Raw genomic sequence first — 15730 nt, forward strand, 5'->3', positions numbered from 1 at the left:
AGCCGCCGATGGGTTGTGCCGCGGCTACTCCGCGTGCTGCCTGGCGACTTCCAGAAAGGCGGACGCCGCAGGGGTGAGGTCGTCCTTGCGGCTCAGGATGGCTACTTCCAGGTGCGAGACCGGTTCGATCAGGAGCGTCCGCAGGCCGGCCTTGTGCGCGGTGGGTGCCCACGAGGAAGGCATCACCGCATGCCCCACGCCGGCGAGAACGAGGGGGAGGATGGATGTGCGGTGGGCCACCTCCACCACAATCTCGGCTTCGATGCCCTGGGCCAGCGCATCGTCCACGAGCCAGCGCATCAGGGAACCGCGCTGGCTGGCGATGATGCGCTGGCCGCCAAGGTCCTCCCGCACAATCGAGTCACCGGAACCAAAAGTGTCCGCCTGCGGGTTAACGATGAGGATCAGGGGCTGCCGCTCCAGCGCCAATACTTCGACGCCGGGAACGCGGATGGCGGTGGGGGAACCGGCCAGTCCTATTTCCGTGCTGCCGCTGCGCACGGATTCCACCACTTCCTCCGGCGTGAACGCGGCCCCAACGTTCAGCCGGACCGACGGGTAGGTCTGGGTGAAGGCGGCAATCATTGAGGTAAGTGGTTCAATTCCCGGTGAGGGCATGGTGATGATGTCCAGCTGCCCGCTTCGGATGCCGCGAAGAGCCTGCACCGCGGACTGTGCCGCGGCCAGGTCCCGCATTACCAGACGCGCTGGACCCACCAACTCCCTGCCGGCGTCGCTGAGGACAGCCCGGCGGCCGATCCTGTGGAACAGGGGCACGCCCAGCTCCTTCTCCAGTCCGGCGATGGTCTGCGACAGGGACGGCTGGGCGATCAGCAGGTGCTCTGCCGCGCGGTTGAATCCACCGTGGTCTACCACCGCCAGGAAGTACTTCAGTTTCCGGGTGTCCAAAGCGGCTCCTCTCCGGCAGACCGATGCTGGGGTGCGCCTGAAGCCTACCCACGCCTGCCCCATTCTGCGAATCCCCCTTTCCCCCTTGTTTCGCCAACTTTGCCCACTATGGCGGCCAGCGGTCGTATTCTTAGAGCAAGGTTTTGCAGTGGGCCCGGTGCGCTGATAGCAGGGCTGGAGCATGGCCGCTGAACCCACGGGGCAGGTTGGCTGGGGACCGCTTCCAGTTACCCCGGAGCCGGTTTTCGACAGCAAGGACGTCGAAGACTACCTCCGGGACGTCACCCGCGACTTCATGGCGGGTATCAAAGGTGAGCGCCGCAGCATCAGCTGGGCGGCCACCCTCTTCCGCCTGGGCACGGCGCGGACCATCGCAGCCAGTACGGAGCAGGCACGCGAAGCGGACCGGGAGCAATGCTCGTTCGCTGACGGACCGGTCATGGAAGCCATGCGCACCGCAGAATTCGTCCTGGTGTCGGACCTGAGCCGGGACCGCCGCTGGCCGGGGTATTCCAGCGCTGCCGCGGCCCATGGGGTGCAGTCCCTGCTCTCCGTCCCCATCCTCACCGAAGGCGGGACCAGTGCCGCCATCAATCTTTACGCGCCTTTCCCGCACGCCTTCACCAGCGATGACCTGGTGCGCAGCCAAAGCTATGCCCGTGAGGTGGCGCGGGCCATGCATGTTGTGGTCCGGGTGGCCGAACGCGCGGAAACGACGGCGGGTCTCGCCGTCGTCCAAAGCTCCCTGGTCCTGGTGGACCTCGCCGTGCGCAGCCTGATGAACGAATACGGACTCACCCGGGAGGGTGCGCTGCGGTTCCTGCAGACGCAGGCGCTGCACCACGAGCTGGATCTCCGGGACGTGGCATTGAACGTTGTGGCCCCCGCAGGGATGGACCTCGGGGTTGGGCAGCCGTCGGGGCTGCGGCAGGAAACGTACGACGGCGTGGCGGAGCTCCCGCGGCCGTCGCCGGCGGGGCGGGACTTTCCAACCGGAAGGTCGGCCCGCAAGGACGCTGCGGCGGGGACGGAACCCCCGCCTGCTGCGGAAGGGAGGACAGCATGACCATCGGGAAACAGGAACTGCGCTCCATCACGGAAGGACCGGGCAGGCACCCCTGGCACCGGTTCGTCGCCCTGGGGGACTCTTACACCGAAGGGATCGGCGATCCCGAGCCGCACAGCCTGGGCGGCCTCCGGGGCTGGGCTGACCGCGTGGCGGAGGAACTGGCGGACAGCCAGCCGGACTTCGCCTATGCCAACCTGGCCATCCGCGGCATGCTGCTGCGGCAAATCCTCGACGGGCAGCTGGCACCGGCCCTGGCGTTGAAGCCCGACCTGATTGCCATGTCCGGCGGTGGCAACGACATCGTGTTCCGCCACGGCGACCCGGACAAGCTGGCGGAAAAGATCGACGAGGCCGTGGGTATCCTGGCTGACACGGGCGCCACCATCCTGCTGTATGCAGGTCCCGATTGGGGGAACACGCCGGTCTTCGGCAAGATCCGCGGCCGCGTGGCGGTCTACAACGAACACCTCCACAGGATCGGGGCCCGGCACCACGCCATCATGGTTGACCTTTGGTGCCTGCCGGAGCTGCAGCATGCTCTGATGTGGGACCCGGACCGGCTGCACCTGTCCCCGCTGGGCCACCATTCCGTAGCGGTGGCCACCCTCAACGCCCTGGGCGTACCGCATACGCTCAGGCCGCTGCAGCCGCGGCCGCTTCCCGCGCACGGCTGGACGCAGGCCCGGGCCGAAGACCTGGTCTGGGCCAAGCAGTACTTTGTGCCGTGGGTGCTGAAGCGGATGCGGCCCCACCAGGTCAGCGGGTTGGCGGCCAAGCGGCCGCAGCCGGTCCCGGTGTTCGGCCTTGGCCGTCCCGGTCCCTTCCCGCCCGGACATCCCGCGGCCAGGACCTCCGGACCGGGTTATGACGGACAGCCTGGAGTGGACCCCGGGGTGGAAACCGGCAGGGTGGCTTAGCGCTTCCTGGGGGAGCGCTTGGCCGCGGCCTTCATCGCGGCCTTCGCTGCCGGAGGCAGTACGCCCTGCTCGGTTTCGGGTTCGGCCACCGTTCCGCGCGCCTTCGCGACGGCCTTCATGCCGTGGTAGATCACCAGGGCGGCAGCAGAACCCAGGGCGATGCCGGTGAACTTCAGGTCGCCAATGGTCCAGGTGTAGTCCGCGATGCCGATGATCAGGGCCACTGCGGCAGTGGTCAGGTTGACCGGGTTGGAGAAGTTCACCTTGTTCTGGACCCAGATCTTCACGCCCAGGATGCCGATCATGCCGTACAGCATCGTGGCGGCGCCGCCCAGCACGCCTGCCGGGACGGTGGCGATCAGTTCGCCGAACTTCGGCGAGAAGCTGAGCAGGATGGCGAACATGCCCGCCACCCAGTAGGCCGCCGTCGAATACACCTTGGTGGCCGCCATGACGCCGATGTTCTCCGCGTACGTGGTGGTGCCCGATCCGCCGCCCAGGCCGGCCAGCACGGTGGCAGCACCGTCTGCCATCAGCGCGCGTCCGGAGACGCCGTCGAGGTTCTGTCCTGTCATGGCGGCAACGGACTTCACGTGGCCGATGTTCTCTGCCACCAGCACCAGGACCACCGGGACGAACAGGCCCAGGACGCCGATGTGGAACTCGGGGGTCTGGAAATGCGGCAGCCCAACCCAGGCTGCGGCGTCCATCTTGTCGTACTTCACCTCGCCGCGGAGCATGGCCACCAGGTAGCCCACCACAACGCCAACCAGGATGCTGAGCCGGCCCAGGATTCCGCGGAACAGGACGCTGACCAGGATGATGGTGACCAGTGTGATGAGGGCCGTAATCGGGGCGGCGTCGAAGTTCTGCTTGGCGGCGGGGGCAAGGTTCAGGCCGATCAGTGCCACGATGGCACCCGTGACGATGGGCGGCATCAACCGGTTGATCCAGCCGGCGCCGAACTTCTGCACCACGGCCCCCACCAGGGCCAGGGTGGCGCCGGCAAGCACCACGCCGCCCAGGGCGCCGGGGATGCCGAACTGCGCCTGCGAGGCGGTGATGGGTGCAATGAAGGCAAAGCTTGAACCCAGGTAGCTGGGCACCCGGCCCTTGGTGACCACCAGGAACAGCAGCGTGCCGATCCCCGAAAAGAACAGCGTGGTGGCGGGCGGCATCCCGGTGATGATGGGAACCAGGAAGGTGGCGCCGAACATGGCCACCACGTGCTGCATGCCCACGCCGATGGTCAGGGGCCACGCCAGCCGCTCATCCGGGGCCACCACCTGGCCGGGCTTGATGGTTTTGCCGGTGCCGTGCAGCTTCCATTTGATTCCGAGCATGCTCATGGGAAGGAATGCCTTTCAGGGGGTGCCGCGAGGGGGCGAAGATCAACTCGCTCCAGAATACCGCCAAGTGTTTGTGCGGGCCCGCTGTGGCCAAGGTCACCCGGCGTCACGGGAAGAGGAGGAAAGCAGTTGAAGTTGCAACTATGGAAAGCATCAGAGGCCACCCCGGCAGGCGGGCGGCGCAGCGAAAGGTAAGCCAATGACCATTGCCCACGAAGAAGCGGTTATCGATTCGGCAGCCGTGGACGCCATCTTTGCCCAGGCCCGCACCGCCAACTCCTTCACCGGCGAGGTGACCGAGGAGCAGGCCCAGGCCATCTACGAGCTCACCAAGTTCGGCCCCACTGCGTTCAACTCCCAGCCGTTGCGCGTCACCTATGTCCGCTCGGCTGAGGCCCGCGCCACCCTGGTGGATGCCCTGTCCCGCGGCAACCAGGCCAAGACGGCTTCCGCCCCGCTGGTGGCCATCCTCAGCTACGACACCGACTGGGCCGGCAAGTGGGACGACTTCCTCCCCGGCTACAACGCCCCCAAGGCCATGTACGACGCCGACCCGCAGCTCGCCGCAGCCACGGGCAACAACAATGCCCACCTGCAGGCCGGCTACTTCATCCTGGCCGTCCGTTCGCTCGGTTTCGCCGCCGGCCCCATGACCGGCGCTGACTTCAACGCCATCGACGCCGCCTTCTTCCCGGCCGGCGACCAGAAGAGCTTCCTGGTGGTCAACATCGGCCAGCCGGGCGAGGACGCCTGGGGCGAGGCAAAGCCCAAATTCTCCTACGACGAGGCTGTCCGCACCGTCTGACGCCCCATCACTTCCTGCGTCTTTTCTCCAAACGCCCCATCACCTGGTGATGGGGCGTTTGGGTTTTTTGGGCGGGATGTGATGGGGCGTCAGAGGCGTGGAGGTGGCCGGTGGGAGACTGGGCGTATGCCGATGCGGAACCTCATTTTTGTGGCCTTCGTGGAACCGGTGGCGGACGGCCAGGTTTTTCTGCGGACGGAGTGGCCGCTGCACGTCACCCTGGTGAGGTTCGACGCCGCCGCCACGGACGGTGCCGACGTCGCCCAAAGCATCGCCGCGCTTGCAGATGGGCCGGCCAACGCAGCGCTTGGCGCGGAGCTGACCGTGGGGGAGGACGCCGCCTTTGGCCGCAACGGGTCCGTCCCCGTCAACCTGGTGGAGCCGCACCCCGCCCTGCAGGAGCTGCATGAGCGGCTGGTGCAGGTGGTGGTGGACGCGGGCGGCAGGATCCTCACGCCGCGCCACACGTTGTCCGGCTACCGGCCGCACGTCTCCCACCAGGCCACCCCAGGCCCGGACGCCAAGCGCCTCCACCGGGGCGACGCCGTCGTGCTTGACCGCGTGGCTTTGGTGGACATGGCGCCCGGCGGCGACCACGCCATCAGGCGCATCCTCCGGTTGTGGAGCCAGGAACCTTCGCAGTACTAGGCGATGACGCTGTCCACCAGCGCCTTGGCCTCCGCCTGCACCTGCTTCAGGTGTTCCTCGCCCTTGAAGGACTCGGCGTAGATCTTGTACACGTCCTCCGTGCCGGACGGGCGGGCCGCGAACCAGGCGTTTTCGGTGACCACCTTCAGGCCGCCGATGGGCGCGCCGTTCCCTGGCGCCTCGGTGAGCTTGGCGGTGATCGTCTCGCCCGCCAGTTCCGTGGCGGTAACGTCCGACGGCGACAGCTTGCCGAGTGCAGCCTTCTGCTCGCGGGTGGCGGCGGCGTCGATCCGGGCGTAGACGGGGGCGCCGAACTGGTCCGTCAGCCCCTTGTACAGCTGGGACGGGGAGCTGCCGGTGACCGCGGTGATCTCCGAGGCCAGCAGTGCCAGCAGGATGCCGTCCTTGTCCGTGGTCCAGACGCTGCCGTCCAGCTTGTTGAAGGAGGCACCGGCGGATTCCTCGCCACCGAACGCCCCTTCACCCGAGAGCAGGCCGGGAACGAACCACTTGAAGCCAACGGGCACCTCAACGAGCTTGCGGCCCAGGCTCTCGGCCACGCGGTCGATGATGGAGGAGGACACCAGCGTCTTGCCGATCACCGAGGCGGGGTTCCAGCCGCTGCGGTTGCGGTAGAGGTAGTCGATGGCGACGGCCAGGTAGTGGTTGGGGTTCATCAGCCCGCCGTCCGGGGTGACGATGCCATGGCGGTCGGCGTCGGCGTCGTTGCCCGTGGCCACGTCGAATGCGGGCTGGCCGGAGGCGGCGGCGTCGGACATCCGCTGGATCAGCGACGCCATGGCCGACGGCGAGGAGCAGTCCATGCGGATCTTCTCGTCCCAGTCCAGGGTCATGAAGGCCCACTGCGGGTCCACCGTGGGGTTCACCACGGTCAGGTCCAGGTGGTGGCGCTCGCCGATCTCGCCCCAGTAGTCCACGGACGCGCCGCCCATGGGATCGGCACCGATCCGGACTCCGGCATTGCGGATGGCGTCCAGGTTCAGGACGGACGGAAGGTCGTCCACGTAGCTGCTCAGGAAGTCGAACTTGCCGGTGGTGTCTGCGGCCTGGGCGTCCGCCAGCGGGATCCGCTTCACGCCGCGCAGCCCGTTCTCCAGCAGCTCGTTGGCGCGGTTGGCGATCCAGCCGGTGGCATCCGAGTCCGCCGGGCCACCGTGCGGGGGGTTGTACTTGAAGCCGCCGTCGCCGGGCGGGTTGTGGCTGGGGGTCACCACGATGCCGTCGGCCTGCGGGGCGCCCGGTGCGGCTTTCCGGTTGTAGGTCAGGATGGCGTGGCTCAGCGCCGGGGTGGGGGTGTAGCCGTGCCTGGCGTCGACGAGGACCTGGACGCCGTTCGCGGCGAGCACCTCCAGCGCGGAGTTCTGCGCGGGCTCGCTCAGTGCGTGGGTGTCCTTGGCCAGGAACAGCGGGCCGGTGACGCCCTGCGCAGCCCGGTATTCCACGATTGCCTGCGTGATGGCAACGATGTGCTGTTCATTGAACGAGGCCTTGAGGCTGGAGCCCCGGTGCCCGGAGGTGCCAAACACGACGCGCTGGCCGGGATCACCCAGGTCCGGCGCAATGTCGTAGTACGCGTCAAGAAGCGCAGTGATGTCAACAAGGTCCTGGGGTTGGGCAACTGTACCCGCGCGGCTAGCCATGGCTCCAGCATGCCAGAACCTGGCAGGAGTCCAAACGACCCGCCCATAATCCGGACCCTGTGACGCGCAATGTGCTCGTCAAACCAAGTAGTCCACCTGAGTACCCGGCCCGGAAAGTACCTATATACCGGCCCTTTGACGCCCTGCTACCTTTCAAAAAATTCCAGGAAACAAGGGAAAGGAACGGACGACGGCGGGCCGCCGCCGGAGTCCTGTCCGGCTAGGAAACGGGGACGTCCAATGGGGGCAGGAGACGGGGCAGCGGAGCAGTCCAGGCTGGCTGCCGAGCGCGTTGCGAGGCTGAAGCGCCAACTCGACCAGGCCGAACGTTCCACGAAGGCGTGGGACGCCGGCGCCGCAGGGGAGCGGGTGGTGGCCGACAAGCTCAGCGAACTGGTCCCGCGCGGCTGGTACGTCCTCCACGATGTCCACTGGCCCGGCCGGCCCAAAGCGAACCTTGACCACGTCCTGGTGGGCCCCGGCGGCGTGGTGGTGATCGACTCGAAGAACTGGACCGGTGAGGTGCGGGTGGCTTCCGGGGTGCTGTGGCAGGGCCGCTTTGCGCGGACCCAGGCAGTGGAAGGGGCCCTGGCCCAGTGTGCTGCCGTGGCCTCGGTGCTGACTCCGCCGCACCGGCGCCTGGTGCGTCCACTCATCTGCATGTCCGCGCAGCCCGACCTTTTCGGGGTGACTGAATCCGACGTTGCCGTGGCCGGTTCCCAGCGGGTGGTGGGAGCCATCGAAGCGCTGCCGGCCGTGCTCGACCAGCAAACAGTGGTGGGCCTGTACGCGCACCTGGGCCAGCAGCTCACCCATGAACAGGAACCAGGCATCACCGCTTTTCGCAGCGTACGGCCGGGAACCGTGGTGCGCCCGGCGGGAGCATTGCCCCCGGCCGGCCCCGCAGCAACTCCCCGCGGGAAGCCCGGCTCCCCGGACGAAACGGGCCGCAGCCAAAGTGCATCCCGGCACCCCGCAGGGCGGGCCCTCCCCCCGGGCGGAACGAAGGCAGGACAACCCACAGGGCACAGGGCGGGAGCGCCGGCCGGAACGCGGACCGGGGCGTCGGCGGGATCGGCGCGCCGCGGCAGGAACGGCAAAGCGCAGCAGCATGGCGGCACCAGTGGAGGGAAGCTTGCCCTGCTGGCGGCCTTCGTCATTTTTGCCGTCTATATCCTGCCCTACTTGGGCCGCTAGCCTCCGGCGCATCTCCTGGCAGCAGCCGGTCTTTGGCGGCCGCGCGGACTGCTCCGGTCATCCGGTTGAGCCGTTCCGAGTCCAGGGTCCAGGCCTGCCAGTACAGGGCCACGTCCTGGTGGGGGCCGTCCTCGAGCCGCACCAGGGCGCCGGACTCCAGCTCGTCCGTGAGCTGGAGCTCCGGAATCATCCCCCAGCCCAAACCGGCTTTGACTGCCGCGAGGAATCCCTGGGACGAAGGGACCGTGTGCGTTGGAGGAAGCTGCCGCAGGCTCCTGGCCGTAAGCAGCTGCTCCTGCAGGTTGTCTTTCGTGTTGAATTTCAGGACCGGCATTGCCGCCCAATCCACGCCGCCGGACACGGAAAACCGCCGGCGCAGCCCGGGGGTGGCCACCGGAACGTACCGCATGGAGCCCAGCAGTTCCACCCTGCACCCGCTCACCGGGACAGGGTCCGACGTCACCGCTCCCATGACCTCGCCCTCGCGGAGCAGCTGGCTGCTGTAGCCCTGGTCCTCAACGTGGAGATCGAGGGCTGAGTCCTCCCACGGGGCGGCCTGATGCAGGACGGGGACGAACCACGTGGCCAGTGAGTCCGCGTTGACGGCCACCGGCAGCTGGGCCCGGGCCGGCGACCCTGCGCCCAGTGCCGCCGCCGTCTCCGCTTCCAGCACCTGCACCTGGCGGGCCATCCGCAGCAGCAGCGCGCCGGCGTCGGTGGCCGTGCAGGGCAGCCTTCGGCGGACCAGGACCTGGCCTACCGACGCTTCCAGTGCCTTGATCCGCTGGCTCACGGCGGACGGCGTGATCCGGAGCAGATCGGCCGCTGCCTCGAACGTTCCTTCGTCGATGACAGCCATCAGGGCCTTCAGGTGCTCAAGATTCATGAAGACATCCTAATGAATACTAAGAATCATTCATTTGCCTGCATGTCATGCGGATCCTACCGTCAGTAGGTATGTGGACTGCTGGAATAACGGGAATGCTCACCGGGATGGCGCTGATCGTGGCGATCGGCGCCCAGAACGCCTTCGTGCTGCGCCAGGGCATCCGGCGCGAGCACATCGGGGCGGTAGTGGCCGTCTGCATGGCCGGCGACGCCTTGCTCATCGTCGGTGGCACGGCCGGCATCGGGGCGTTGGTCACCCGGTTCCCCGAGGCGCTGGAAGTCCTGCGCTGGGCCGGCGCCGCGTACCTGCTGTGGTTCGCCGCGCGGTCCTTCATGGCGGCGGTTAAACCCTCCACCCTGGCGGAGCAGGCGCCCAAGTCGAAGAACTCGGTCATCGCCGCCACGGCCGCCCTGACCTTCCTGAACCCGCACGTCTACCTGGACACCGTGGTGCTGCTGGGCAGCCTCGCCAACCAGCAGGGAGCCGATCTGCGCTGGGTCTTTGCCGCAGGCGCAGTCACCGGAAGCGTGCTGTGGTTCTCCGCCCTGGGGTATGGGGCACGCGCGCTGGCTGGAGTGCTCGGCAGCCCGCGAACGTGGCGCTGGATTGATGCTGCCATCGGTGTGCTGATGCTGGCCCTGGCCATCCGCCTGGTCCTGCACTGAAGTAGGCTGGAGCCGAGATCCGCAGGGGAGAAACCATGAGTAACCAGCCATCCCAGGGGCCTGACTACCAGCGTGACGGTTCGCCGTGGCCCAGCTACCGGCCGCCGGCCGAGTACGGAAGGGGACAGTACGGGCAGGGACAGTACGGCCAGCCCCAGTACAACCCGGGCTCCTACAACCAGGGACAGTACGGCCAGCCGCAGTATTTCGGCCAGCCGTCCTACTATGGCCGGCCGGTGGAAGCGAAGACCCTGAGCATCGCAAGCATGGTCTGCGGCATCGCCTCGGTCATCACGGGTTGGCTGTTGCTTCCGCAGTTTGCCGCCATCATCACCGGCCACCTGGCCCTCCGGCGCGAACCCTCCGGCAGGGGGATGTCCATCACCGGCCTGGTGCTGGGCTACCTGTGCCTCCTGGGCTACGGCGCCCTTTGGCTGCTGCTCATCATCGGCCTGGCCATCGCCGGCACCGCCGGCTCCAATACAGGCACCTTCTAGCCCTGGCCGGCTGGGAAAGCAGCGGCGACGGCGGCCGGGCACCTGCGCCCGTGCCGCCGTCGTCCCTTCTGCCGCCGTCGTGCCTTACCCCTTGACTGCTGCGGTGGCGGGCACCTCTACCGGATACCCGGGGTAAATGGTCTCCGCCGGCGCGCGGTTGGTGGCCTTGGCCCAGGGGTAGTAGACGGCCAGGGTGGCAACGATTCCCACCAGCCAGGAAATGTCCGCGCCGCCCAGCAGCTTGGTGACGGGGCCCGTGTACAGCGCCTGCGCCAGGAACGGGACCTGGATGACGACGCCGATTCCATAGGAAACCAGGGCGGCCACGTTCCAGCGGCCGTAGCGGCCGTCCGGGTTGTAGAGGGCGGGGATGTCCAGCCGGTCCCGGGAGACCTTGTAGTAGTCCACCAGGTTGATCACGGACCAGGGCGTGAAGACCATGAGCAGCAGGAGGACGAAGTTCTTGAACAGGTTCAGGAAATCCTTGCTGGCGAACAGTGCGATGAGCACGCTGGCGCCGATTACCGCCACGATGAAGGCAATCCGCACGGCTTTGGAGACGGTATCCCTCCGGTTGACGGCGGTGCTGATGGTCACGCCGCACATGAAGGCGCCGTAGGCATTCAGGCAGTTAACCGTCAGCTTGCCGGTGACGATCATCAGGTAAATGAAGACGGCGATCTGCCCGCCGCCGGCGAGATCGCCCATGTAGCCCACCTGGTTCTTCAGGAAGTCCCCGCCCAGCTTGGCGGCGGAGAGTCCGCCGGCCAGGGCGCCGAGGGTCATGGCCCACTGCGCCCCGCCCACCGAGCCGGCGAAGGTGTACCAAAAGGTCTTCCGTTCCGAGGTGTCCGCGGGAAGGTAGCGGGAGTAGTCGGCTACGTATGGGCCGAAGGTGAGCTGCCAGCCGGCACCCAGGGCAACGGCGGTGAGGAACGTGGGCCATTCAAAGCCCTTGACCATCATCACCTGGGTGATGTCGAACTTGGTGGCAACCGCCAGGGTCAGGTACAGGAAGCCTGCCAGACCCAGTACGGTGGCGATGCGGCCCAGCGCGTGGATGTACTTGTACCCCAGGATGGCCAGCAGGGCCGTTGCGGCACCGAAGACCAGGATTCCGACGGCGGGCGCGTCCACTCCCAGCATGAGGTTGATCGCCTGCCCCGAGAGGACGGTGCCTGTTGAGGCGAACCCGACGTACATGAGGATGACCAGCACCAGCGGAATCACGGCCCCGTAGACGCCGAACTGGGCTCGGCTGGAGATCATCTGCGGCAAGCCCAGCTTGGGACCCTGGGCTGAGTGGAGGGCCATGACCGCGCCGCCCAGCACATTTCCCACCAGCAGGCCCACTATTGCCCAGAAGGCGTCCGCGCCGAACACCACGGCCAGGGCGCCGTCCACGATGGCGGTGATCTGGGCATTGGCACCAAACCACAGGGTGAACTGGCCGCGCGGGTGGCCGTGCCGCTCGCCCGGTGGGATCATGTCGATCGATCGTGCCTCAACGGCGGTACTTCCTCCGGCCATGGCCTAACTCCTCAGTGATGGAAACGTAGGGTCCATCACACCGGGTTTGGCGGCCGGCCAACACCCGCAACCGGGTCCTGCTGTCCGGGAAACCAGACGCCTCCGCGTGTCGCGCGGCCTGGCTAGCGGAGCAGCTCCACGTCCGAGACAAGCTCGATGTGCGCCAGCATGGCGTCCGCGGCCGCCTCCGCATCCTGGGCCCGGACGGCATCCGCGATTTTCCGATGCGACGCCAGGGACTGTTCGGGCCGGCCGGGCTGCCCCAGCGACTCCATCCGCGTTTCCAGGATCATCTCGGCGATGAAGGCCATCAGCTGTGCCAGGACGGACGAGTGTGCTGCCGCGGTGATGGCCTGGTGGAACAGTTCGTCGCCGTGGGTGCCGCGGTCGCCGTCGTTGATTTCCCTGGCCATGACGTCCAGGGCATCGTCGATGGCGGCAAGGTCCTGGTCGGTCCGGCGTTCGGCGGCGAGGGCGGCAAGCTTCACTTCCAGGGTGCTGCGCGCCTCCACGATTTCGGGCAGCCGGCTTTGGTGCTCGCGCAGGCCCTTGATGACCGAGGCTACGCTGGGCCGCCGGGCCAGGACTGCGCCGGTGCCGTGCTGCACGTCGATGACGCCAAGCACTTCCAGGGCCACCAGCGCCTGCGCCAGCGTGGCGCGGGAAACCCCAAGCCGTTCGGCAAGGTCGCGCTCCGCCGGCAGGAGATCGCCCGGCCGGAGCTGGGCGGACTCGATGTAGGCGAGGATCTGCTCCACCAGCTGCTCGTACAGCCGGGGCCGGGTGACGCGTTCCAGGCCCAGCCGTGCTGTCTTCTCCACAAAGCCCTCCCTCGGGGTCGTAGGGACCAGAATACCTCCTTCGTCTATTGACAGATAGACTCACTGTCTAAGAGGCTAGTCCAGTGAGCCAGTAACTCACGTCACATTCTTTCTTTCCCCCAACGGAGGACCAACGATGTCCGCTCCTGTCTTATCGATCATCATCCTCGCGGCGATGTTCCTGCTCGCCACCGTCCTGCCCCTCAACATGGGCGCGCTCGCCTTCGTCGGCGCGTTCCTGCTCGGCGCCCTGGTGCTGGGCATGTCCACCAACGAGATCCTGGCCAACTTTCCCGGCGGCCTCTTCCTCACCATCGTCGGCGTCACCTACCTGTTCGCCATAGCGCAGAACAACGGAACCATCGACCTGTTGGTCCGCGGCGCAGTCCGCCTGGTGGGCAGCCGCGTTGCCCTCATCCCGTGGGTCATGTTCGCCATCACCGCCGTCATCACCGCCGTGGGCGCCCTGTCTCCCGCCGCCGTCGCCATCATTGCCCCCATCGCCCTGAGCTTCGCCGGCAAGTACAAGATCAGCCCGCTGCTCATGGGCATGATGGTGATCCACGGCGCGCAGGCGGGCGGCTTCTCGCCCATCGCCGTCTACGGTGTCACCGTCAACGGCATCCTGGCCAAGACGGACCTTGCCTTCAGCCCCACCGCGCTGTTCCTGTCCAGCTTCATCTTCAACCTGGTCATCGCACTGGTGCTCTTCGTGGTCCTCGGCGGCAGGAACCTTATGTCCTCCAAGGTGGGACAGTTCGTGGAGCAGGCAGCTGAGGCACGGATGGCCGTCAGCGTCGGCGCCAAAGCCGGCGCCGACGTCCCCTTCAAGGGCTCCGGCTCCGGCATGTACGGTCCCAGGGACCCCGCAGGCGACGGCGTCGCGGCCACCAAGGAGCGCAAAGAGCGGATTCCGCAGCTGGTCACCATTGCAGGCCTGATCGTGCTGGCCGTCGTGGCCCTTGGCTTCAAGATGGACGTCGGCTTCGTCTCCATCACCATCGCCATTGTGCTGGCCCTGGTGTCACCCGCAGCCCAGAAGGGGGCCATCAACAAGATCAGCTGGTCCACCGTGCTGCTGATCTGCGGCATGCTGACGTTCGTCGGAGTGCTGGAGGAAGCCGGAACCATCAAGTTCGTTTCCAGCGGCGTTGCCGGAATGGGAATGCCGCTCCTGGCCGCCCTCATCATCTGCTTCATCGGTGCCGTGGTATCCGCCTTTGCCTCCTCCACCGCCATCCTTGCAGCGCTCATCCCGCTCGCGGTTCCGTTCCTCTCCACCGGCGAGATCGGCGCCGTCGGCGTCATCTGCGCCCTCGCAGTGTCCGCCACCATCGTGGATGTCTCACCGTTCTCCACCAACGGCGCGCTGGTGCTGGCCAATGCCCCGGAAGGCGTGGACAAGGACCAGTTCTACAAGCGGATCCTCGGCTACAGCGGCATCGTGATCGTGGCCGGCCCCGTCCTGGCATGGCTGGCGCTGGTGGTGCCCGGCTGGCTCTAGCCGCCGCTGCCCCACACCGGCGGCCGTCCGCCACCCGTTCCAGAAAGGAAACCCAAACCATGAGCACCGAGAACCGCCAAGGCCCCCTGGCCGGGCACACCGTCGTCGACCTCAGCCGCGCACTGGCCGGGCCCCACGCAGGCATGATGCTGGCGGACCTCGGCGCCCGCGTCATCAAGGTGGAGAACCCCGGAACCGGTGACGACACCCGCGGCTGGGGGCCGCCCTTCGTCGGCCCCGAAGACGACCTCCAGTCCACCTACTTCATGTCCTGCAACCGCAACAAGGAGTCCATCAGCCTGGACCTGAAGAGCGGCGACGGGCAGGCGGTGCTCCGCGGCCTGCTGGAGCGGGCGGACGTGGTGATCGAAAACTTCCGGCCCGGGGTCATGGACCGGCTGGGCTTCTCCACCGCGGCGATGCACGAGCTCAACCCGCGGCTGGTGATCCTGTCCATCACCGGCTTTGGCCACGACGGGCCCGAGTCCCAGCGCAGCGGCTACGACCAGATCCTGCAGGGCGAGGCCGGACTCATGTCCCTCACCGGGTCAGGGCCGGACGACCCCCAGCGCGTCGGCGTTCCAATTGCCGACCTGCTTTCCGGGATGAACGGCGCCTTCGGCGTGCTCGCGGCGCTGGTGGAGCGGACCCGGACCGGCCAGGGCAAGGTGGTACGCACGTCGCTGCTGGCATCGCTGATCGGCGTCCATGCCTTCCAGGGCACCAGGACCACCGTTGCAGGCGAAGTTCCCCAGGCCCAGGGCAACCACCACCCGTCCATCGCCCCCTACGGCCTGTTCAACTGCAAGGACGGCAGCGTACAGATCAGCGTCGGCAGCGAGAAGCTGTGGGCGTCCTTTGCTGCGGCCTTCGGCCTGGAGCCGGGTGCCCCCGGCTTTGCCAGCAATGCCGAAAGGGTGCGGAACCGTGCGGGGGTGATTGCCGCCGTCGAACGCGCCTTCGCCGGCTACGGTGCGACGGAACTGCTGGCGAAACTGAACGACGCCGGGATCCCGGCAGGGAAGGTCCGCTCGCTGGACGAGGTGTACGCCTGGGAGCAGGTGGCATCCCAGGGGCTGGTGGTGGATGTGGACCACCCGCTGCTCGGAAAAATGAGCCTGCCCGGTCCGCCGCTGCGGTTCTTCGCTCCCGGGGATGCGGCCGAAACCACCCCCACCCAGCACGATGCACCGCCGCTGCTGGACGAGGACGGGCCGGCAATCCGCGAGTGGCTGGGCCTGGCTTCTGCAACGGCGGGGGCCAAATAGC

The 15730-nt window shown here is 67.4% G+C and carries 15 protein-coding genes; 9 read left to right on the forward strand and 6 right to left on the reverse strand.

The genetic code is table 11. The features are described 5' to 3' along the window. Positions 1-24: 24 nt before the first annotated feature. Positions 25-909 carry a LysR family transcriptional regulator gene (locus tag LDO86_RS00815; RefSeq protein ID WP_224084198.1) on the reverse strand — a complete coding sequence of 295 codons (885 nt, stop codon included), beginning with the start codon at positions 907-909 and terminating at the stop codon, positions 25-27. A 181-nt stretch (positions 910-1090) separates the two neighbouring features. Here LDO86_RS00815 and LDO86_RS00820 point away from each other — a divergent pair, with 181 nt between their 5' ends. Next, positions 1091-1975 carry a GAF domain-containing protein gene (locus LDO86_RS00820; RefSeq protein WP_018770296.1) on the forward strand — a complete coding sequence of 295 codons (885 nt, stop codon included), beginning with the start codon at positions 1091-1093 and terminating at the stop codon, positions 1973-1975. Further along, positions 1972-2895, forward strand: a complete 924-nt coding sequence (locus LDO86_RS00825) for an SGNH/GDSL hydrolase family protein (protein ID WP_018770295.1) — start codon at positions 1972-1974, stop codon at positions 2893-2895. The genes LDO86_RS00820 and LDO86_RS00825 overlap by 4 nt, the downstream gene beginning before the upstream one ends. On the opposite strand, the gene LDO86_RS00830 is transcribed toward LDO86_RS00825, so the two are convergent. After that, entirely contained in the window at positions 2892-4244 is a 1353-nt protein-coding gene (locus LDO86_RS00830) for a solute carrier family 23 protein (RefSeq protein WP_018770294.1), read from the reverse strand. The two genes, LDO86_RS00825 and LDO86_RS00830, sit on opposite strands and share 4 nt — an antisense overlap. A gap of 199 nt (positions 4245-4443) precedes the next feature. Here LDO86_RS00830 and LDO86_RS00835 point away from each other — a divergent pair, with 199 nt between their 5' ends. After that, on the forward strand, positions 4444-5049 hold the full coding sequence (locus LDO86_RS00835) for a malonic semialdehyde reductase (protein ID WP_018770293.1): 606 nt from the start codon (positions 4444-4446) through the stop codon (positions 5047-5049). Positions 5050-5175: 126 nt separating this feature from the next. Further along, on the forward strand, positions 5176-5697 hold the full coding sequence (locus tag LDO86_RS00840) for a 2'-5' RNA ligase family protein (RefSeq protein WP_155845579.1): 522 nt from the start codon (positions 5176-5178) through the stop codon (positions 5695-5697). On the opposite strand, the gene pgm is transcribed toward LDO86_RS00840, so the two are convergent. After that, a complete protein-coding gene (gene pgm, locus LDO86_RS00845; RefSeq protein WP_056388446.1) occupies positions 5694-7358 on the reverse strand; it encodes a phosphoglucomutase (alpha-D-glucose-1,6-bisphosphate-dependent) in 1665 nt (554 codons plus the stop codon). The two genes, LDO86_RS00840 and pgm, sit on opposite strands and share 4 nt — an antisense overlap. A gap of 240 nt (positions 7359-7598) precedes the next feature. Here pgm and LDO86_RS00850 point away from each other — a divergent pair, with 240 nt between their 5' ends. Beyond that, positions 7599-8555: a nuclease-related domain-containing protein gene (locus LDO86_RS00850; RefSeq protein WP_056388444.1), complete on the forward strand. Its 957-nt coding sequence runs from the start codon at positions 7599-7601 to the stop codon at positions 8553-8555. Here the strand turns inward: LDO86_RS00850 and LDO86_RS00855 are convergent. After that, positions 8515-9441, reverse strand: a complete 927-nt coding sequence (locus tag LDO86_RS00855; RefSeq protein ID WP_223993363.1) for a LysR family transcriptional regulator ArgP — start codon at positions 9439-9441, stop codon at positions 8515-8517. The two genes, LDO86_RS00850 and LDO86_RS00855, sit on opposite strands and share 41 nt — an antisense overlap. A gap of 95 nt (positions 9442-9536) precedes the next feature. Here LDO86_RS00855 and LDO86_RS00860 point away from each other — a divergent pair, with 95 nt between their 5' ends. Both LDO86_RS00860 and LDO86_RS00865 read left to right on the forward strand, forming a co-directional pair. Then, on the forward strand, positions 9537-10109 hold the full coding sequence (locus tag LDO86_RS00860) for a LysE/ArgO family amino acid transporter (RefSeq protein WP_223993364.1): 573 nt from the start codon (positions 9537-9539) through the stop codon (positions 10107-10109). Positions 10110-10144: 35 nt separating this feature from the next. Beyond that, positions 10145-10606, forward strand: a complete 462-nt coding sequence (locus tag LDO86_RS00865) for a DUF4190 domain-containing protein (protein ID WP_056388438.1) — start codon at positions 10145-10147, stop codon at positions 10604-10606. Between the two features lie 84 nt (positions 10607-10690). Here LDO86_RS00865 and LDO86_RS00870 read toward each other — a convergent pair whose 3' ends face one another. Beyond that, on the reverse strand, positions 10691-12136 hold the full coding sequence (locus LDO86_RS00870) for a cytosine permease (RefSeq protein WP_144601002.1): 1446 nt from the start codon (positions 12134-12136) through the stop codon (positions 10691-10693). A 122-nt stretch (positions 12137-12258) separates the two neighbouring features. Further along, positions 12259-12957 (reverse strand): FadR/GntR family transcriptional regulator, encoded by a 699-nt coding sequence (locus tag LDO86_RS00875; protein WP_144601001.1) that lies wholly within the window; start codon positions 12955-12957, stop codon positions 12259-12261. A gap of 136 nt (positions 12958-13093) precedes the next feature. Here LDO86_RS00875 and LDO86_RS00880 point away from each other — a divergent pair, with 136 nt between their 5' ends. Further along, positions 13094-14461: an SLC13 family permease gene (locus LDO86_RS00880; RefSeq protein WP_134165324.1), complete on the forward strand. Its 1368-nt coding sequence runs from the start codon at positions 13094-13096 to the stop codon at positions 14459-14461. Positions 14462-14520: 59 nt separating this feature from the next. Beyond that, a complete protein-coding gene (locus tag LDO86_RS00885; protein ID WP_224084199.1) occupies positions 14521-15729 on the forward strand; it encodes a CoA transferase in 1209 nt (402 codons plus the stop codon). Position 15730: the final 1 nt, after the last annotated feature.

Origin of the sequence: Arthrobacter sp. StoSoilB19, assembly GCF_019977275.1 — a bacterium.
Taxonomy (GTDB): domain Bacteria; phylum Actinomycetota; class Actinomycetes; order Actinomycetales; family Micrococcaceae; genus Arthrobacter.